The sequence below is a fragment of the Rhodococcus koreensis genome (assembly GCF_017068375.1).
Classification (GTDB): Bacteria; Actinomycetota; Actinomycetes; order Mycobacteriales; family Mycobacteriaceae; genus Rhodococcus_F; species Rhodococcus_F koreensis.
On the sequence record NZ_CP070610.1, the window covers coordinates 49,970 to 69,754 of the forward strand.

General features: G+C 66.8%; 15 protein-coding genes. 11 read left to right on the forward strand and 4 right to left on the reverse strand.

Going from position 1 to position 19,785, the window contains the following annotated elements; translation table 11 throughout:
- Positions 1-101: 101 nt before the first annotated feature.
- Complete coding sequence (gene zwf / locus JWS14_RS41260) at positions 102-1,682, reverse strand: glucose-6-phosphate dehydrogenase (RefSeq protein WP_206016342.1); 1,581 nt, start codon at positions 1,680-1,682, stop codon at positions 102-104.
- Between the two features lie 162 nt (positions 1,683-1,844).
- Here zwf and gnd point away from each other — a divergent pair, with 162 nt between their 5' ends.
- The 5 genes from gnd to JWS14_RS41285 all read left to right on the forward strand — a co-directional run bounded on the left by gnd (position 1,845) and on the right by JWS14_RS41285 (position 8,403).
- The gene (gnd, locus tag JWS14_RS41265) at positions 1,845-2,744 is read left to right on the forward strand and encodes a phosphogluconate dehydrogenase (NAD(+)-dependent, decarboxylating) (protein WP_095869898.1); all 900 of its coding nucleotides are present in this window, start codon (positions 1,845-1,847) and stop codon (positions 2,742-2,744) included.
- A 3-nt stretch (positions 2,745-2,747) separates the two neighbouring features.
- On the forward strand, positions 2,748-4,415 hold the full coding sequence (gene pgi / locus JWS14_RS41270; protein WP_206016343.1) for a glucose-6-phosphate isomerase: 1,668 nt from the start codon (positions 2,748-2,750) through the stop codon (positions 4,413-4,415).
- A gap of 330 nt (positions 4,416-4,745) precedes the next feature.
- A complete protein-coding gene (locus tag JWS14_RS41275; protein WP_095869896.1) occupies positions 4,746-7,376 on the forward strand; it encodes an ATP-binding protein in 2,631 nt (876 codons plus the stop codon).
- Complete coding sequence (locus JWS14_RS41280) at positions 7,373-7,792, forward strand: roadblock/LC7 domain-containing protein (protein ID WP_095869895.1); 420 nt, start codon at positions 7,373-7,375, stop codon at positions 7,790-7,792. The genes JWS14_RS41275 and JWS14_RS41280 overlap by 4 nt, the downstream gene beginning before the upstream one ends.
- On the forward strand, positions 7,789-8,403 hold the full coding sequence (locus JWS14_RS41285; RefSeq protein ID WP_095869894.1) for a GTP-binding protein: 615 nt from the start codon (positions 7,789-7,791) through the stop codon (positions 8,401-8,403). Before JWS14_RS41280 ends, JWS14_RS41285 begins: the two co-directional genes overlap by 4 nt.
- 12 nt (positions 8,404-8,415) lie before the next feature.
- Here the strand turns inward: JWS14_RS41285 and JWS14_RS41290 are convergent, their stop codons facing one another.
- Positions 8,416-11,889 carry a serine/threonine-protein kinase gene (locus tag JWS14_RS41290; protein ID WP_206016344.1) on the reverse strand — a complete coding sequence of 1,158 codons (3,474 nt, stop codon included), beginning with the start codon at positions 11,887-11,889 and terminating at the stop codon, positions 8,416-8,418.
- A 703-nt stretch (positions 11,890-12,592) separates the two neighbouring features.
- Here JWS14_RS41290 and JWS14_RS41295 point away from each other — a divergent pair.
- Positions 12,593-13,585 (forward strand): hypothetical protein, encoded by a 993-nt coding sequence (locus JWS14_RS41295; RefSeq protein WP_143548765.1) that lies wholly within the window; start codon positions 12,593-12,595, stop codon positions 13,583-13,585.
- Positions 13,586-13,739: 154 nt separating this feature from the next.
- Positions 13,740-14,546, forward strand: a complete 807-nt coding sequence (locus JWS14_RS41300; RefSeq protein WP_095869890.1) for an IclR family transcriptional regulator — start codon at positions 13,740-13,742, stop codon at positions 14,544-14,546.
- A gap of 6 nt (positions 14,547-14,552) precedes the next feature.
- On the opposite strand, the gene JWS14_RS41305 is transcribed toward JWS14_RS41300, so the two are convergent.
- Positions 14,553-15,347 carry an IclR family transcriptional regulator gene (locus JWS14_RS41305; RefSeq protein WP_095869889.1) on the reverse strand — a complete coding sequence of 265 codons (795 nt, stop codon included), beginning with the start codon at positions 15,345-15,347 and terminating at the stop codon, positions 14,553-14,555.
- A gap of 106 nt (positions 15,348-15,453) precedes the next feature.
- Here JWS14_RS41305 and JWS14_RS41310 point away from each other — a divergent pair, with 106 nt between their 5' ends.
- The 4 genes from JWS14_RS41310 to JWS14_RS41325 all read left to right on the forward strand — a co-directional run bounded on the left by JWS14_RS41310 (position 15,454) and on the right by JWS14_RS41325 (position 18,645).
- On the forward strand, positions 15,454-16,251 hold the full coding sequence (locus JWS14_RS41310) for a 2-keto-4-pentenoate hydratase (RefSeq protein WP_206016345.1): 798 nt from the start codon (positions 15,454-15,456) through the stop codon (positions 16,249-16,251).
- The gene (locus JWS14_RS41315; protein ID WP_095869887.1) at positions 16,248-17,054 is read left to right on the forward strand and encodes a 2-keto-4-pentenoate hydratase; all 807 of its coding nucleotides are present in this window, start codon (positions 16,248-16,250) and stop codon (positions 17,052-17,054) included. Before JWS14_RS41310 ends, JWS14_RS41315 begins: the two co-directional genes overlap by 4 nt.
- A 4-nt stretch (positions 17,055-17,058) precedes the next feature.
- Positions 17,059-17,256 (forward strand): tautomerase family protein, encoded by a 198-nt coding sequence (locus JWS14_RS41320; protein WP_095869886.1) that lies wholly within the window; start codon positions 17,059-17,061, stop codon positions 17,254-17,256.
- Between the two features lie 126 nt (positions 17,257-17,382).
- On the forward strand, positions 17,383-18,645 hold the full coding sequence (locus JWS14_RS41325) for an acyl-CoA dehydrogenase family protein (RefSeq protein ID WP_095869885.1): 1,263 nt from the start codon (positions 17,383-17,385) through the stop codon (positions 18,643-18,645).
- Positions 18,646-18,863: 218 nt separating this feature from the next.
- Here the strand turns inward: JWS14_RS41325 and JWS14_RS41330 are convergent, their stop codons facing one another.
- Positions 18,864-19,667 (reverse strand): alpha/beta hydrolase, encoded by an 804-nt coding sequence (locus tag JWS14_RS41330; protein ID WP_241031733.1) that lies wholly within the window; start codon positions 19,665-19,667, stop codon positions 18,864-18,866.
- Positions 19,668-19,785: the final 118 nt, after the last annotated feature.

Consider the following 19,785-nt stretch of genomic DNA (forward strand, 5'->3'; position numbering starts at 1 on the left):
CGGCATCGAGATCGTCGAAGTCCGGTTGAGCTGCCGTCCGCGTGGGTGGGACTTGAACCCCTCCGTCGGTCCCACCTCGCGCATCTACCTGCCCGGAGGGGTCAGAGCTGGCGCCACGACCGGCCGGTCCGGCTGAGGATCCGTTCCGCGGACTCCGGGCCGGACGCACCAGACGGATAGTCCTCTGGGCGACCCGTGGCGGCCCAGTGTTCGAGGAGCGGATCGATGATCCGCCAGGACCATTCGACCTCCTCACGGCGGGGAAAGAGGGTGGCGTCCCCGCGGAGCACGTCACTGATCAGCCGCTCGTAGGCCTCCGGTGCCGGGTCGAACACCGACCGGAAGTCCGTCCCGAGGCTGACCGGCTGAATGTGCATGCCGCCGCCCGGACGTTTGGCGCCGATGTGCAACTCGATGCCGTCGTCCGGCTGGACCCGGAACACGAGCACGTTCGAGACCGCCGCGGCCCGGGCCGCGGGTGAGCCGTGGGCGGGGGGTGTGAAGGTCACCGCGATCTCGGTGGTGCGCCGTGCCAGGCGTTTGCCGGTGCGGATGAAGAACGGCACGCCGGCCCACCGGCGGGTCGCGATGCCCACTGTCAGGGCCGCGAAGGTCTCGGTCGTCGAGTCGGCGGGGAAGCCTGCCTCGTCAGCCAATCCTGGTACGGGAACGCCGTTCTCCACTCCGGCACCGTATTGGCCGCGGGCCGTTGTCTCCGCGAGCGGTCCGAGGAGTTCGGTGGCGGAGAGGATCTTGATCTTCTCTGCGGCGATGCTGTCGGCGTCGAACGCGACGGGTTCTTCCATCGCGATCAGCGCCAACAGTTGCAGCAGGTGGTTCTGGATGACGTCGCGGGCGGCGCCGACGCCGTCGTAGTACCCGGCGCGCCCGGTCACGCCGACGTTCTCGGCCATGGTGATCTGCACGTGGTCGATGTGCCGGTTGTTCCACAGTGGCTCGAACATTCCGTTCGCGAAGCGCAGCGCGAGGATGTTCTGCACGGTTTCCTTGCCCAGGTAGTGGTCGATGCGGTAGATCGAGGATGGTGGAAACACTCGTTCCAGTGCGACACCGAGGGTCTGCGAGCTGGCGAGGTCGTGCCCGAAAGGTTTTTCCACCACCACCCGGCGCCATCCGTGGGCATCCCGGTTCAGGCCGGTGATCGCGAGCTGATCGCAGACCGTGGCGAACGTCGACGGCGGGATGGACAGGTAGAAGACGTAGTTGCCGGGCTTGCCGCGGCGGGCATCGAGCTCGGCCAGCCGGGCGGCGAGCCGGGCGAACGCGGCGGTGTCGTCGAACGACCCCTGCACGAGGTGGATCCGCTCGGCCAGCTCGTTCCACACCGCAGGGTCGAAGGGTGTGCGCGCGTGCGCGATCACCGCCTCGCGCAGCCGGGTTTCGGCGTCGGTGCTGTCGCGGGCGAATCCGATCAGATCGAAGTCCGGTGGTAGCTGGCCACCGTGCGCGAGGTCGTAGATGGCCGGAATCAGTTTCTTGCGCGAGAGATCCCCGGTGATCCCGAAGATCACCATCGACGCCGGTTCGGTGACCTGACCGATATCGCCGATCAACGCCTCACCCAACCGGCCGTCCGAGCCCGCTGCCAGCGGGTCCCACTCCTGCACTTCAGACACGGTCACTTCTGTTGCACTCCGTCTTTCGCTCCACCACACGCGCATTCGGACAATGCGTCGACTACCAGTGTCGAAGGCGCGGCGAGGTAATGCACTTGGCCGAGCGGCCAGTGTCAGCTGCCCGTCCGGTCAGGTGAGGCGGCCCCGAAACCCCCGTAGACATAGACCTCGGCAAGGCACTCGAAAATTGAAAGTGGAACGGTGACGATGAAACTGGGACTGGTCGGTCTGGGCAAAATGGGGCTGAACATGCGTGAGCGGTTGCGTGAACGCGGACTCGAGGCGATCGGATACGACCCGAACGCCGCCGACAGCGATGTGGACAGCCTCGAAGCGTTGGTCGAATCGCTTCCGGCGCCGCGTGCGGTGTGGGTGATGGTGCCCGCCGGTGCGCCGACCCGCCAGGTGATCGGGCAGCTTTCGCGGCTGCTCGCGCCCGGTGACCTCGTCGTCGACGGCGGCAACTCCCGGTTCACCGACGACAAGCTCAACGCGGACATCCTCGCCGAACACGGCATCCGCTACCTCGACTGCGGCGTCTCCGGCGGAGTGTGGGGGCGACGGAACGGATACGCACTGATGGCCGGCGGTGACGCCGCCGACATCGACCGGCTGATGCCGGTCTTCGACGCGCTGCGACCGGACGGGGACCGGGAGGACTCCTTCGTCCACGCCGGCCCGGTCGGCGCCGGCCACTACGCGAAGATGGTGCACAACGGCATCGAATACGGGCTGATGCAGGCCTACGCCGAGGGGTACGAACTGCTGGCGGCGGAAGAATCCATCGTCGACGTACCTGCCGTCCTGCGCGCGTGGTCCAAGGGCACCGTGGTCCGCTCCTGGCTGCTCGACCTCCTGGTGCAAGCCCTGTCCGACGATCCCGACCTGGCCGCGATCTCCGGGTACACCGAGGATTCCGGCGAAGGCCGCTGGACCGTCGAAGAAGCCATCGCCCACGCGGTCCCCGCACCGGTGATCTCCGCCGCACTGTTCGCCCGCTTCGCGTCCCGCCAGGACGACTCCCCCGCGATGAAGGCGGTGGCGGCATTGCGCAACCAGTTCGGTGGGCACGCCGTCCGGTCCGCAGAACCCGCCGGGATCGCCTGAACCGTGACGATCTCGACCCAATCTGACGTCACCCGCTCCCCCGAATGGCAGAAGCTACAGGCCCATCACGCCGACGTGGCCGACCTGCACCTGCGGGAGTTGTTCGACACCGACCCCGATCGCGGTCGCGACCTCACCGTTACCGCCGGTGACCTGTTCATCGACTACAGCCTGCACCGGATCGACCGGAGAACCCTCGGGTTGCTGACCGACCTCGCCCGCGCAGTGGGCCTGGAAGAACACCGCGACCGTATGCTGCGCGGAGAACGCGTCAACACCACCGAGGACCGGGCGGTCCTGCACACCGCGCTGCGTCTGCCCCGGCCCTCGGAACTACGGGCGGATGGCCGCGACGTGGTCGCCGACGTGCACGAAGTGCTCGACCGAATGGGCGAGTTCACCGACCGCATCCGCAGCGGACAGTGGCGCGGGGTCACCGGTGAGCGCATCACCACGGTGGTCAACATCGGCATCGGCGGCTCCGATCTGGGGCCGCGCATGGTGTGCGGCGCGCTGCGCCACTACTCCGAGGCCGGCATTACGGTCCGGTTCGTCTCGAATGTCGACCCCACCGACCTGGTTGCGGTGCTCGGCGATCTCGACCCGGCGACCACGTTGTTCGTCGTGGCGTCGAAAACGTTCACCACCATCGAAACCCTCACCAACGCCACCGCCGCCCGGCGGTGGCTGACCACCGCGCTCGGTGAGGATGCGGTCGCCCGGCACTTCGTCGCCGTGTCCACCAATGCCGCGAAAGTAGCCGAGTTCGGGATCGACCCCGGCAACATGTTCGAGTTCTGGGACTGGGTCGGCGGACGCTACTCCGTCGGGTCCGCGATCGGGCTGGCGATGATGGCCGCGATCGGCAGGGACGCATTCGGTCAGTTCCTTGCCGGGATGCACACCGTGGACCGGCATTTCGCCGAGGCGCCCTTGGAGGCGAACGCCCCGGTGCTGCTCGGGCTCCTCGGATTTTGGTACTCGAACTTCTTCGGCGCCGAAACCCGTGCGGTGCTGCCGTATTCGAACGACCTCGACCGGTTTCCGGCCTATCTGCAGCAGCTGACCATGGAATCCAACGGTAAAGCGGTGCAGCTGAACGGGGCTCCGGTTGCTACCGCGACCGGTTCCATCTGGTGGGGCGAGCCTGGCACCAAGGGGCAACATGCGTTCTACCAGTTGCTTCACCAAGGCACCCGGCTCATACCGGTCGATTTTCTCGGCTTCGCCGATCCCACCGAGGACCTGCCCACGATCGACGGCCGGGGCAGCATGCACGACATCCTCGTCAGCAACCTTCTCGCGCAGCGGCGGGTCCTCGCGTTCGGCCGCACCACCGACGAGATCACCGCTGATGGTGTCCCCGACTCTTTGATTCCGCACAAGGTGATGCCCGGGAACCGTCCGTCCACGACGATCCTGGCGCGCAAGCTCACCCCCTCGATCCTCGGGCAACTGATCGCACTGTACGAACATCAGACCTTCGTCGAAGGCGCACTGTGCGGCATCAACTCGTTCGACCAGTGGGGTGTCGAACTCGGCAAGACTCAGGCGGTGGAACTGCAGACCATCGTGAGTGCGAAGGAAAAGTCGCCGGACTTCGCCGATCTGGACAGCTCGACGGAGTCGCTTGCCCGGTGGTTCAGCACGGCGCGTGGCGACCGACGGTGAATGCGGTTGCGGTCCGGGGGTGGTTGTTGTGGTCCGGTGGATACACTGACCCCTCTCGGGTAGCCATACGCGACGTAACCCGGCCTCGACGTGGCGCTGCGCGACAGTTTCGGCGAAACACCGGTTGTTCGGTCTACTTCTTTCGGTTTTCCCGAACAGCTTCAGCCTATGTGTCGGTGGAATGCGGACATCCCGGCATCTCTCCTGCGCTTCTCCGTCTCTGTCATAGCCTCCCGGGCACGTGACGAGGACGGTCCGCCCATTGCTTCGGCCACCACCTCGGCGCTCCGCCGCGCCCTCTCCGGGGGCGCATGACCCGAGAGGCACACGATGAGTCGCACAACCGCCGCGGTTGTCGGCTTCCGTCGGACCCGCGAGCAGCGGCCGACATCAGGTATCGCAGGCTGGTCGCTGCGATGGAAGATGGCGATCGTGTTGACCGTTCCTCTCCTGGTTGCGGCGGGACTCGGTGCTCTCCGCGTACAGGAAGGACTCGAGGCGGCCGCGGACTTCACGACGGTCGCCGACCGGGTCCAGATGCTTCCCCTGCTCGTCGAATTGGACGGGGACGCGGCCGTTGTGATGGGAACACTCGCGCAACGCGCGATCACAGTGTCGATGATCGACAACCTCGACGCATCCATCGGGGAAGTGGAACGAGCGAATACGTCGGCCCGGCTCGACGACACCACGGCTTCGCACCTTGCGACCGCCCTCGCCGGTGCGCGAGCGTTGAGTGCACAGGCCAAGCAGGGACCCACGTCGACGGCGGCACTCACCGAACAACTCGCGTCCATCCGCTCCGGTCTGTCGAGCGCGGTGACCGCGATTACCGTGCCGATCGCCGACCCCGAATTGGTCGTCGAGACCGGGCGTCTCGAGGATCTGTGGGCAGCCCAGAAGCAGATCTCCGCCGAGGGCCTGTCGGTCGTCGCATCGACAGCAATTCTCACCGGCGAATCCGATGCCACTCTCGAATCCGAGAGCGTCAATCTTCTGGCCGACCTCCGCACCGAGTCCGCACTGCTCGACCAGGTCGCGCAACGCTATCCTCCCGGTGACCCGACCATCGAGACTCTCCGAAAAGGCGTGAGCGACCGAATCGCATTGTTACAGAACGCTACTCGCCGTGAGAGCGCCGAGCAGGCACTGACCGGTCTCAAGTATTCGCTGTTCGCCAGCGTCGATGACTACTCCAGCGCAGTCGCCTCGGCGTCCGCAGGTTTGCGGGAGGTGGTCGGGGCCAAGTCGGACGCGTTGCGGGCCAGCGCGTGGCGAGACATGGCGGTGGTCACGACGTTATTGCTCGCCGCGATTCTGCTCGCCGTTATGGTGGCACGATCCCTGCTCGAGCCACTACGCAGACTTCGCCGCGGTGCCCTGCAGGTGGCGCACACAGACCTGCCGGAGGCGGTCGGACGAGTCAAGGCCGGTGCCGCCGCGTCCACGTTGGCAGTCGATCCCATCGACGTGCACACCCAGGAAGAGATCGGCCAGCTTGCTCGCGCCATCGATGACATTCACAGCCAGGCCCTGTTGCTCGCCGGCGAGCAGGCGCAACTGCGGCTGCAGATGAACAACGTCTTCGAAACGCTTGCACGGCGCAGCAGGTCACTGATCGATCTGCAACTCGAGATGATCGAGCAACTCGAGTTCGAAGAGCGCGACCCCAAGCGCCTCGACAACCTGTTCCGGCTCGACCACCTCGCCACCCGGATGCGCCGCAACGGCGACAACCTGCTGATCCTGGCGGGCAGCGACAACCGGCGTAGCCGCCCGGCACCCATCCCGCTGGGCGATGCCGTGCGGGCGTCGATTTCCGAGGTGGAGGACTACCAGCGCGTTCAGGTCGGCCCGGTACCACCGGTGACGTTGACCGGCACGGCGGGAAGGGATCTCGTGCATATCCTGGCCGAATTGTTCGACAATTCGCTGCACTTCTCGCCGCCGGACACTGCGGTGATGACGACCTGCGCGCGCACCATCGACGGCGGTGTCGTGATCGAGATCGTGGACCGCGGAATCGGCATGTCCGCGACCGACCTGCACGAGGTCAACGACCGCGTCGCCGCGGCGGCCGAGGTCACCCCGGACACTGCACGTCGCATGGGACTCTTCGTCGTCAGCGAACTCAGCAAGAGGCACAACATCACCATCACCTTTCGCCGCACACTCGACCGGTCACGCAACGCGGGAATCACCGTGTCGGTCCACATCTCCGGTGATGTGCTCACCTCGGCACCGACCGCCGAGGTCCAGGACAGCTACGGCGGACGTCCCCCGGGTTCCGGTCAGCAGCCCGCACACACGTCACCGGAGACCCGCGCCCTCCCTGCGACGGTCGAACCAGTCCCCGTCCAGCGACAGCGAGCACGCCAAGAACCGGTACCTCTCGGAGTCGAGGGTGTCGGCGCACCAGCGGGTCCCGTAACAGGTACTCTTCCCCAACGCCGACCCGGGGCGACCGGGATCACTACCGCCGCCCGACCCCCATCCGTGGCAACCCCGGAGAACAGTAAGACTTCCGAAGGGCCCGCGCCGCGACATCGTCTGGACTCCACTCGGACGGCATCCTTCTTCCAGCCTCGGGTGGTTGCCGAGGAGACCCGCGACGACGGGACCGCGCAGACCCCGATCTTCGCCAGTATCGCTCCCCCATGGTTGACCGCCCCCACCAAGACCGACAGCGATGTTCCGCAACAGTGGATCACGCGAGCGGATACCGGGTGGTCTGCTGCCCGCCGGGCCGCGCAGCAGACCCCTGAGCGGGTCACCCGCCACGGGCTGCCACAACGTGTCCCTGGCCAACGCCTGGTCCCCGGCGGTATCGACGAGCCGGACGCCACGTCCAGGCGAGTCCGCACACCCGAAACCATCCGCGCCACGCTCACGCAACACCAAAGCGGTGTCCGCGCAGGCAGGACGGGCAACTCGCCCCGTCCCGGTCCGCGGGACCGATGACAACAGGAGGAACCTTCGTGACAAGTCCTGGCACGCTGGGCTGGTTGGTATCGAACTTCGCCCGCGACGTCCCCCGCGTGACGCACGCCGTGCTGGTCTCGGCCGACGGTCTGCTGATGGCCGCAAGCGAGCACCTGCCACTCGACCGAGCCGAACAGCTCGCGGCGGTCACGTCAGGGTTGGCCAGTCTCTCGGCCGGCGTGTCGACCCTTTTCGAGGGCGGTGGTGTCTTGCAGTCGGTCGTCGAGATGCAGCACGGGTATCTGTTGTTGATGAGTGTCGGGGACGGCTCGCAGCTGGCGGCCCTGACCACAGCGGAGTGCGACATCGGACAGGTCGGTTACGAGATGGCGGTCCTGGTCGAACGCGTCGGGTCCGAGGTCGAGGCCAGGCCCCGTTCGGCAGCGCGGTCATGATCCCAGCGGCACTACCGCCGGCCGGTACTCGTGGGCCGAATCCCTTACCTGCGCGTGTCACCTCGGCCAAGATCGTCATCACCGGCGGATTCGGTGTCGGGAAGACCACGCTGGTCGGATCGGTGTCCGAGATCGTTCCCTTGCGGACCGAGGCGATGGTCACCGACACGAGTACCGGGATCGACAGCGTCACGGCAACCCCGCAGAAGGTCACCACCACCGTCGCGATGGATTTCGGGCGCCTCACGCTGGCAGAGGATTTGATCCTCTATCTGTTCGGAACGCCGGGCCAGCACCGGTTTTGGTTCATGTGGGACGATCTGGTGCGCGGAGCGATCGGAGCGATCGTTCTGATCGACACCCGTCGACTCGACGACAGTTTCGCCACTGTCGACTATTTCGAATCGCGTGGACTTCCCTTTCTGGTGGCGGTCAACGAGTTCGACGAGGCCCCGCGATACCCCCTGGACGACATCCGGGCCGCGTTGGCGGTCACGGCCGACGTGCCGATCATCTACGTTGACGCACGAAGCCGCGCTTCGGTCCGGAACGCCCTTCTCTCGATTTCGGCATATGCCCTGCAGGCGTTGACCAATCCCGTGTCCTTCTGACCACTCGTTCGGTCAGGTCGGCTGTTTCCCCAGGTCGGCGAGATACTCATCCAACTCGGGTGACACGACGGTGCCCGCGCTGTCCTGGAGATGTGTCCGGAGACGTCGTGCCAACCGGCTCACCGCCGGTCCGGCATCGAGCAGAGGCCGGATCAGCCCGAGTCGAGCGCACTGCTCGGCGAGCGGCAGCAGTTCCGCCCGCGCGGTGTCCTCTCGTCCCGCGGCGGCCAAGGTTTCCACTTGCAACAGGGCGGCGTTGAGGAATGCCCTCGGGCGGGCTCGTCGGTCGATCGACTCGACGAGGGCGTGCGCCCTGTCGTATACGGGCCCGAGGTCCTGCACGTGGGGGTGTGAGGCCAGTGCCTCCCGGATCGCCGAGTCCTCCGCCATTTCCGAGGTGAGGACGGCGATGCCGTTGTCCCGGCTGCGGTGGTGTCGACTCTCGCGGTCGAGGTCCGGGGTACGGGACGCAGACTTTCCGATCCCGGCTCGGACGCGTTCGTTGTCGATCCGCGCGGCTAGTCGGGGAAGGCGCAGTTGTTGTGCCAGTCGGGCGCCCTCGTCGAGACGCGACTTTGCCGCGTCGTTCTGTCCGAGCAGGTACTTCAGTCGTGCACCCGTGCCATAGGTGGCCAGCATGAAGTCGACGGTGCCGCCCTCGGCACCCAAGGTGTGACTGCGGTCGAGGAGACGGTCCGCCTCCGCGAGGTGTCCCTGTTCGTACAGCAGGTCACCGAGTAGGGCTGCGGTGAGCCGGGTGCCGTAGCCGAGACCCTCTTCGGCTGCCAGATCCATGGCGTGCCGGAAGCTGGCCTCCGCGGCCGGTAGATCGAGTTGTTCTCGGGCGGCGACGCCGGCCATGCAGTATCCGTAGATGACGCTGAACGGACCGTTGGAGCGCCGATGGTAGGGCAGCGCCCATTTCTGCCATCGCCGAGCTTCGTCGAAGTCGAATCGGTAGATCGCGTGGAAGGATGCGACGTCGGCGGCTCCGCACAACACCCAGGGTCGCAGTGTGCTCGCGCGTGCAATGCATCCCTCGACTGCCTCGTCGAGCCCGTCGATCTCGTCGTCGAAGACGGTGACGGTGGCTCGGATGAAGGCGGCCTCGACGCACATATCCGCTACCGCGCTGTCGTCGCCTCCGCTGGTCAGTGCGGCCTCCGCGACGGAGAGAAATTGCTCGGCGTCGCGGGGGTGATGCAGCAGCGCATGCGCCCAGGCGAGTGCGATCTGCAGTCGGGGGTGATCGGTGGTCTTCTTCGTCGGCAGTTTCGCGGCGAGACCGAGTAGTGTTCCCATTTGCGACCGCTCGAGCAGGTCCATCGCCGCGTTCTCGACGAGTCCGATGGCGTCGTGCTCGTCACCGGCGAGGAGGTAGTGGTCGACTGCCTGGCTGAGAAGATCCCGGCCCGCGAACCATCCGCCTGCTTTCCGATGGAGTTCGACCACACGATCGGGGTCGTCGCGCGCGAGGCGGCGTTGGAGAAACTCGGCGAACAGGTGGTGATAACGGAACCACTCCCCCTCGTCGTCGAGTCGGCGCAGGAACAGATCACGTGCCTCGACGTCCTCGAGGGCGGCTTGCCCGTCCTGGTCGCCGGTGAGTGCCCGCGCCAGTCCGCCGCAGGTCTTCTCGGTGATCGAGGTCGTGAGCACGAAGTCGAGCGTGTGTCGATCGAGACTGCCGAGGACATTCTCGGCGAGGTACTCGCCGATGGCCCGGTTCCCCCCGGACAGGTGGTCGATCAGCTCGCGGGGGTGCGGGTGATCGCGCAGTGCCAGCGAGACCAGTTGCAGAGCCGCCGCCCACCCATCCGTCGACTGTTCGAGTTCGACGATATCGGGTTCGCCCAGATCGAGACCGGTCCGGTCGACAAGCAGCTGTGTCGACTCGCGGACATCGAACCGCAGTGCTGCGGAATCTATTTCGACGAGCTCGTTGTGCACACTCATCGTGCTGAGAGGAAGGCCGAGCCGGGTGCGGCTGGTGACGATCAGGTGCAGGTGGTGGCAACCGTGTTCGAGTAAGAACTCCAGTGCCGACCGCGTGTCGTCGTTGCTCACGCGGTGCCAGTCGTCGATGACGAGGGCCACGTGTTGGTCGGCCGAGTGCAGCTTGTCGATCAACGAGGTGAGCACGTACCGCTCGCGGCCGGCGCCGTGGACTTCGAGTTCGCGTACCAGTTCCCGACCGAAGGCCGGTTGTGCGACGGCGATGGACTCGATCAGGTGGGTGAGGAACCAGATGAGCGTGTTGTCGTCATTGTCGATCGTCAGCCAGGCGGTCGCCACACCGTCACTCCGCAATGCCTCCAGGCGTTGGGCGGCCAGTGTGCTCTTGCCGAATCCCGCGGGTGCATGAATCAGCACCAGGCGCCGGCGACCGCTGCCGCGCAGTCGCTCGAGCAGGTGCGTACGCGCCACCGCTGCCCCCGGTGTAACCGGCGGGCGGTACTTGGTGGAAGCGCTCGGTGGTGGGGGGAGATCTCGACGCGTCCCGTTACTGCGGCGGTATCGAAGATAGTCCGACACACCGACCTTGATCTCGTCCGTGGGTCGGAAGGGACGGTCGTCGTCACCGACGAGTGGAAGCGGAATGTCCGCCATGGCGAGGCCGATGTGTTCGCCCGCCTCCCGCAGCGCCCCGCCCAGGTTCGCAGCGGTCCTGGGGCGTTCAGCTGGGTCCCGGGCCATGGCCGACTCGATCACCTCGCACACGGCCTCGGGAACTCCCTGCTCGCGCAGATCGGGCAACGGCTCCGAGCCGATGCGCAGGAGCTGGGCGAAGACCTGTTCCCCGCGGCGTCGGGCATAGGCCGGCCGGCCGGCGAGTGCGGTGAACAGTGTCGCACCGAGTCCGTAGACGTCGGTGACGGTGGACGCGTCGGCGCCGCTGAGCAGTTCCGGGGCGGTGTAGGCGGGGGATCCGGCGACCAGGCCCTGCGTGGTCTCCTCACCTCCGGTGATGCGGGCGATGCCGAAGTCGGTCAATTGCGGTTCAGCGTATTCGGTCAGCAGGATGTTGGCCGGTTTGACGTCGCGATGCAGCACTCCCCCGCGGTGCGCGGTTTCGAGGGCGCCGGCGAGTTTGACGCCGACGGCCAGTGTCTCGGCGGTCGTCAAGGCACCGTGGTGGGTGATCCAGGAGTCCAGGGAGTCGCGGCGGTGGAACGGCATCACGATGTAGGGGCGTCCGGTGTAGGTGATGCCGGCTTGCAGGACGTGGACGATGTTCGGGTGCCCGGACAGTCTCCCCATGGCCTGCTGCTCGCGCAGAAAACGTGCGCGATCCATGTGGTCCGGATCGGGGCTGAGCACCTTGACGGCAACCAACCGGTCGAGCGCTGGTTGGCGGCATCGGTACACGATGCCGAACCCGCCGCGGCCGGCGATGCTGGCGTCCTCGAAGCCTTCGGCCGCCAGCTCCGCGACGATGTCCGCATCGACCTGGCGTTGGGTGTTGTCGGTGGGGTCGTCCGGCATGGCTGGCCCTCAGCGCGCCGTGACCGGTTCGTCGATGCGCCGCGCCCCGGCTGACCAGCTCCTGCCCATGGGGTCTCCTCGCGATGCGACTACCCCATTCTAGATACCGCCGACCTCGTTGGCGCCGAAAAACGCCTGGTGATGCCGAGAGATAGCGATGCGGCAGTATGCGCACCCGAGGACAACCGCGGCGGTTCCGGTGACGCCGTAGGCACAGTCCGGAGAACGAAGACCGTCGTGCGACAACGACGCGGACACATCCGACCTGCACAGAAGGCTGAGCTGGAGCAGTGTGGTTCCGCTGAGCACCAGGTATGGCCCCATAATCCGTCGCGGGGGGATTCGGGCGGACACTACTACGAAGGTGAGCAGGCTGAACACCACCAGACCGAGGCTGATCAGTCGGCCGGTCGTGACCGTGCCGAGCAGTCCCGCCGCTGCCGCGGCGGATGCAAATGCCGTGCAGATCACCTGGGCCGGCGACCAGATTGGAGGAATCAGTCGATCCGGAACGTCGTGTGCTTCCACTGTCTGGTCCCTCCCGGCGCGATAGAGGTCGTAGGTCTGGTCACGCTACGAAGGTGGTCCGGTGATCGGCACGCCCGAGTGGCTTTGCCGGCTTTTTCGGTGTGATTGGGCGCAGTTGTCCTGGATAGCCGAATCCAGGCCCGAGATGTCGGAGCAACGACACAGAGTGTGTGGCATGCAACACTCTTCGGTAGTTCTGATGAGCGGCTGCGGTTCGCAGCGGCGAGCGCCCTCGGAGTACCGCCGCGTGGCGGTGCTCGGTGGTTATGGGGGACGGGACTTCGTCGAAAGCCTCGCCGATCGGTGCGGGGGCGGGTTGACGGTCGACGTTGTGGTGTCGAACCTCGCCGAGTCCGACCTGCGGTGCCACGGCGTGCCGCGCGCGGATGTTCGCACCCTCGTCGTTCCGGATGTGAGGTCGATCAGTCGGGGTGATCTGATCGCCCGATATGACGCCGTGGTGTATGCGTTCGAGTCGTTCCGTGAGCGTGTGTTGCCGATTTCCGGCGCCGAGTTGCCCGGCAGTGTGTGGGCCGGTGATATCGCCAATGATGCTGCGCAGCTGATGGTGTGGGAGCAGGCGGTGGTGGTCGGCTCGGGTGAGCGGGCGTGCGCCGCAGTCCGAGGTCTCGCCCGGGCAGCGGAGCGCGGCGCTGCCCGCGACATCCTCGTACTCGGCGGTGCCTCGCGTAACCACCGGACCGTGGTCGACGACGTGCCTACTCGTTTGGACGGAGTCTCGATCACCGTACGCAGCCACGACCAGTTGCTGGGTATCCGAGGACGCGACCGCGTGGAGGAGGTACTTGCCGGCGCCCTCGACGGGGCCACACGACGTCGTCCGGCTCAGCTGGTGGTCAATGCGACCGGCGAGCTTCCAGCGGTGCTGGCGGGGCTGCGAGTGAACTCCTCCGGACTCATCGCGAACGAAGCGGGTTGTGTCTCGGCGACCTGGCACGAATTCGTTCTCGGACCGTTGCAGCATCCGGGGGTGTCAGGCGGCGCAGACGCGGTGACCCCGAGGATGCTGGCACGCACGGTCGCCGAGCGACTCGGCGACTGCCGCGGCCCCTGGTCCGCGGTCGACCCGTTCGAGTGGCTCGAGTTCCGGCATGGTGCAGGGAAGATCGCTGCACCCACGCGACGGCATTCCGCACTCGCGAGCTGAACTGGCCAGATTGCGACGCCAGCAAGTCCGATTTACGCAAAACCCTCGGCATGTGCCGGTCACCGGCACATTCGGTTGGACCTGCGTGTGAGCTGCCACACATACTCGGGATGCGACGGCACCCCATGCGGTCGTGACAGTGAAAGGAAATGTTGTGGCGCCTCTCCAAACGGTTCAGAAGATCGGTCCCGTGCTGGATTTGTTCACCGTGTCCCGTCCTGAATGGGGTGCGTCCGAAGTCGCCGAGGCCATCAACGTGCCACGCTCGAGCGCACACGCACTGCTGTCTTCTCTGGTCGAGACCGGTCTGTTGCAGTGCCGTAACCGCGGCCGCTACCGCATCGGCTGGCGGGTGGTGGAGCTGAGTCAGACACTCAAGGGCACCGTCGACGTCCGCTCCTGCGCCTCCCCGATTCTGCAGGATCTGGCGCACAAGTACGGCGAGACCACCCACCTGGCTGTCATGGAGCGGTATCGGGTGCTCTACGTCGACAAGGTGCTCGGCAACCATGTCATCAACGTCGCCGGCGCCCGGGTCGGTGCCCACCTCGAACCGCACTGCAGCGCAGTCGGCAAAGTTCTTCTCGCTCAGTGCGACCCCGGTGAAGTCGAACGCAACATCACCAACAAGCCACTGCGGCGACTGACCCCGTCAACGATCATCAACCCGGCCTCCCTGGCACAGGAGTTGCGGTCGGTGCTGCGGTCCGGGTGCGCCTTCGACGCCGGCGAGGCGGTCCAGGAAGTTCACTGTGTCGCGGCCCCTGTCCGGGACGAGATGGGACTGGTGGTCGCGGCGGTGAGCATGAGCGTGCCGGCCAGCCGGTTCGTGCCGGCTCAGGCCGAGTTCAAGAGTGCGGTTATCGCTGCCGGCGCCGAGATCTCCCGGGCGATCGCGAACTCCACGGACCCCGTGGTGCGCACCGAGCGCGACGATCCGACGGTCGCGGCGGCGAGCTGACCTATCTCAGCCCGACCGCATCGACAGGTACCGCGACAAACTCAGGGCGGCGGTCCGCACGGCGGCGGCCGAATGGTCGAGGTTGATGCGAGTGTGCCACCCGGACACCGAGATTCCGGCTACGACCTGGCCTCTGAGCCCGAAGACCGGGCTGGCCACACACGCGACCCCGGCCCGCGATTCCTCCAGGTCGTAGGCCACTCCGCGCTCGCGGATTCGGGCCAGTTCGGCGGTGAACAGCCCTGGGGTGATGATGGTCCGTTCGCTGAGCCGGGGCAGGCCCGTGTCAAGGATGTGCTCGACGACGGTCTGGTCGGAGAAGGCGAGGATGGCCTTGCCGATTCCGGTGCCGTGTGCGGGCCACCGGCCACCCATCCGGGTCGGCAGGGGTGGGGAGTTCGGGCTGTGCAGCACCTCGAGGTACACCACGCAGTCATCGTCGAGCACCGCGAAGTGGACGGAGTGGCCCGTCGCCTCCTGCAGGTCGGCCATGAACGGGCGGGCCGCCTCGCGGAGGTCGCGTTGGCGGGGAACGTGCTGACCGAGTTCGAACAGTTTGAGCCCGAGCCGGTAGCGGGTGCCCTCGCGCTCGAGCAGTTTCACCGCATGCAGCGCCTTGAGCATTCGCTGCACGCTGGACTTGGGCAGGCCGCAGCGGCGGGCGATCTCCGAGACACCGAGGGCGGTGTCGGCGGCGCCGAGGGTGTCGAGCACCGCGACCGCACGGACGATGGAACCGGCGTCGCCGGCGGGGATCCTCCCGGAGGTTCTGTGCCGTTCATCGGCACAATCGTCTTGCATAACGGCCCATAGTGCCCGAGGGTGGGAGTTCAGTGCAACAGGTCACATCCCCCGCGGAGCTGCGACAAGCGACGCGGGGCGCTTCCGAGGAAAGCCCGAGGTCTTCATGTCTTCCGACCAGGTACAAGGCGCCGCGCAGCGGCTGCTGGAGGCGTACCGCAGCGGTACGCCGATCGATCCGCTGACACCCGAGTTCGCGCCGGCGGAATTGCCTACCGCCTATCGCATTGCGCAGGCACAGGTCGAGCAGTGGGAGAAGGACGGGGACACCGTCAAGGGGCACAAGGTCGGGCTCGCGTCCGCCGCGATCCAACGGCAGATGGGGGTGGATCAGCCTGACTTCGGCCACCTGACGGCGAGCATGTTCCACCTCGAGCACCAGCCTATTCCGGCCGCGACCTACATCCAGCCGCGGATCGAGCCGGAGACCGCGTTCGTCCTCGGCCGGCCGCTGACCGGGCCGGGAGTCACTATCGCGGACGCTGTCCGGGCCGTGGAGTTCGTCCTTCCCGCCCTCGAGATCGTCGACTCCCGGATCCGGGACTGGAAGATCGGCATCTTCGACACCATCGCCGACAACGCCTCCTCCGGTGGGGTCGTCCTCGGGAGTCGTCCGGTGCTGCTGCGGGACGTCGATCTGCGCCTGACCGGCTGCACACTGCACATCAATGGCGAGCTGGTGGCGACCGGCGCCGGTGGCGCGGTGCTCGGCTCCCCGCTGAATTCGCTGGTGTGGCTGGCCAACACAGTCGGCCCGCTCGGGGTGACCCTCGAACCCGGCCACGTGGTGCTGCCGGGGTCGATGACCAAGGCCTTCCCCATTTCGCCGGGCGATTCCATCGTGGCCAACATGAGCGGACTCGGCAGCGTGTCCGCCATCCTCGGAGAGCGAGCAGAACAGTGACCAGCAACCAGCAGACCAGCGAACAGCGCTGGAGCGCCGGCCGCATCGCCGACATCCTTCTCGACGCCGAGGCCACCACCACCTCACGGACCTCGCTGTCCGCCGAGTGGCCCGGCCTCACATTGCCCGTGGCCTACCAGGCGCAGGACATCGCCCTCGCCGCCCGCAAGGCCCGCGGCGAGCTCGTCACCGGGATCAAGCTGGGGCTGACCTCCCGGGCGAAACAGCGGCAGATGGGGGTCGACGCTCCCTCCGTGGCCTGGCTGACCGATGTCATGGCGTTACCCGCCGGTGACCCGGTCCCCCGCAACCGCCTGATCCACCCGCGCGCGGAGCCGGAAATCGCGTTCGTGATGGGCCGTCGGCTGGCCGGACCCGGAGTCACCGCAGCCCAGGCGTTGACGGCGGTCGATCATGTATTCGGGGCGATCGAGATCATCGACAGCCGCTACGCCGGGTTCAAGTTCACCCTCGAAGACGCTGTCGCAGACAATAACTCGTCCGGCGTGTACGTCACCGGACCGGTGCTGCGGCGACCTGAGGATCTCGACCTCGCCCTCGAGGCGTGCTTGCTCGAGATCGACGGACAGATCGTCGACACCGCGACCGGCGCCGCCGTGCAGGGTCACCCGGCCGAAGCACTCGCGTTCGCGGCCAACACGCTGGCCGAGCGGGGGCACGCCATCGAAGCCGGATGGGTCGTGCTGACAGGCGGAATGACGGACGCCGTCGCGGTCGAACCGGGCGCTCGCGTCGCCGCCCACTTCACCTCGCTCGGTTCGATCACCATTTCGGGAGGATAACCGCATGCCGTTCATCGACGTGACCATCGGACTGGGCCGTTCCCCGGAGCAGATCCGGTCACTGATCCACGAATTGACAGAGGCCGCGCACCGGGCGATCGAGGCGCCGAAGGAGAACATTCGGGTCGTGGTCCGCGAAGTCCCGGAGACGCACTGGGCCGCCGGTGATGTGACCATCGCCGAACGGCGCGCGGCACCCTGATCGGAGTGGCTGGACAATGCTGATCGCCGGACGGGCGTCGATCAGCATTGCCGACACTGCGTTGTCCGCGGCGGCCGGGAACCGTAGACCAGTAGAGACACCACCGTCTTTCCTCTGGGAGCCCCCGTGACCACAATTCATGCCGTCGACGCTGACACCGACCTCGACATCTTCGATCCTCCGCGCATCGCCGACCGGCTTTACCACGACCTGCTCTCCCCACCCGAAGTCCAGCAGGTTCGGCGGCGGGTACGACGGATCGCCGCGGACACCATCGCCCCGATCGCGAGCCGCATTGCCCGCGGCGACGAACGGATCGACGGCTTCCCCCGCGACGCCTTCGACTCGCTCGCCTCGGCCGGAGTGTTCCGGATCCCCTTCGACGGCGACGTCGGCGGCGACGACCTCACCCACCGCGCCACCGCGACCGCCGTCGCGGTCGAGGAACTCGCGTACTACTCCAACAGCGTCGCCGCGATCTTCGACGTGCACTGCATCCTCGCCGGCAACGCCGTCAATCAGGGCACCGCCGCGCAGCGGCAACGTTGGCTCGCCCCAGTGGTCGCCGGTGAGATCGTCGGATCGTTCGCCACCAGTGAGCCCGGTGCCTCGAGCGACCTGTCCCCGGCCGCCGTCACCACCGAGGCCACCCCGACGGCCACCGGCTGGGTGCTGCACGGCCGCAAGCGGTGGATCACCAACTCCGCCGTCGCCTCGTTCGTGGTGGTACTCGCCCGCACCGGCAATCGGCTCAGCACCTTCATCGTGCCCACCGATACTCCGGGCGTCACCATCGGCACCCCGGACCGCAAGCTCGGCAACAAGGGACAAATCACCGCGGACGTCATCCTCGACCAGGTGCACCTCGACGCCGAGGCGCTGCTCGGCGAGGAGGGCTGCGGACTCAAGATCGCGTTGCAGACCCTCACCTACGGCCGGATCGGTATCGCCGCGGCCGGGGTCGGAATGGCCCAGGCGGCGTTCGACCACACCGCTCAGCACCTCGCTCGGCGACACGCATTCGGCGGACCACTAGCGAGCAAACAGCACTGGCAGTTCCTGATGGCGGACCGGGCAACGGCCATCGAAGCCGCCCGCGACCTGTACCTCAAGGCGGCGCTGCGGCTCGACTCCGGGATTGCCTTTCCCGAACCGGAGGCCGCGATGGCCAAACTGCGCGGGACCGAGATCTCCGTCGACATGGCCCGCGACGCCGTGCAGGCCTTCGGCGGGCTCGGATTCACCCAGTCCCTCGGCGCGGACGACACCGACGGACCGGTAGAGGCGTTCTACCGTGACAGCAAGATCGGCGAGATCTACGAGGGCGCGAACGAGGTCCAGAAGTGGGTGCTCGCCCGGCAGATCTTCGGACGCGAGATCACCGGCTGACCACGACCCGACGGTGCCGACCCCGGTCGGCATCGTCGAGGTCGCATCCGAACATGCCTGGGCGACTCCGACAATCGGTGCCGAGTGAACCCGACGCCCCTCCACCGGGAACGAGGGTGCTGGTGTAGTCGCCACGGCGTCGGCCGGGTGAGGTCACATCTCGGTGTAGTCGGTACCCGGTCGCGGGCTTCCTCACCTCACGGTGTGCGAGCGAGCCTTCAACTGCGGAGGTGGGCGTTCAGAAACGCCGCGGTGATGCCGAGGTGGTCCGCCTGGTCGAACTCAGGGCCCTCGTGACCGGCACCGCCAAGGACGAGAAGGGTCGAGCGTGCGCCGGTACTGACGAGCGCATCATGCAGCGCGTGACTCTGTGCGGACAGCGTGATCCGGTCGCGGTCTCCGTGCGCGATCAGGAAGGGCGGCGCAAGCGCCGTCACCCGGCTGAGCGGGCTGGCGTTCCAGGAGGCATCCGACGGTGACGAGACCTCGGCTTCCCCCAGCAGGGCGCTCTCGAATGGGGGTGGCAGAAGGTGACTTTCGATCCAACTTCGTCCGGCGTTGGCGGCGAGATCGGACGGGCCGAACCAGTGGACGACAGCGTCGACGCGGCTGGACTGATCCAGATCGTCGCCGACAACTCCTTCAAGTTCCACATCTCCGTGGGTCAGACCGACCATCGTGGCCAGATAGGCACCCGCTGACGCTCCCCACGCCCCGATTCGCTCGGTGGACAGCCCCAGCTCCGTTCCGTGCGCACGTAACCACCGCACGACCGCCTTGACGTCGTGAATGGGATTCGGGTACGAGCCGTGGGGCGCAAGCCGATAGTTCGCGGAGACGACGGCGATACCGTACGAAGCCAGCCGGGACAGACGCTCGTCGGCACCGTCCTTTTTGTCACCGAGCTGCCACCCTCCGCCGTGCAGGTAGATCACTGCCGGCGGATTGTCGATCTCGGGCCGGTACACATCGACGGCGATCTCGAAACCGTCCACTTCGGCGACTCGCAGATTGGATCGCACTCGCACATCGTTCATGAAGGCCCTTCCAGGGTCAGGTCGGCAACTCGCACACCGAGTCCCTCACAACGCGATCGGATACTCGATGTCTGCCTGCTGGGTCTCTATTTCACGCCCGCCG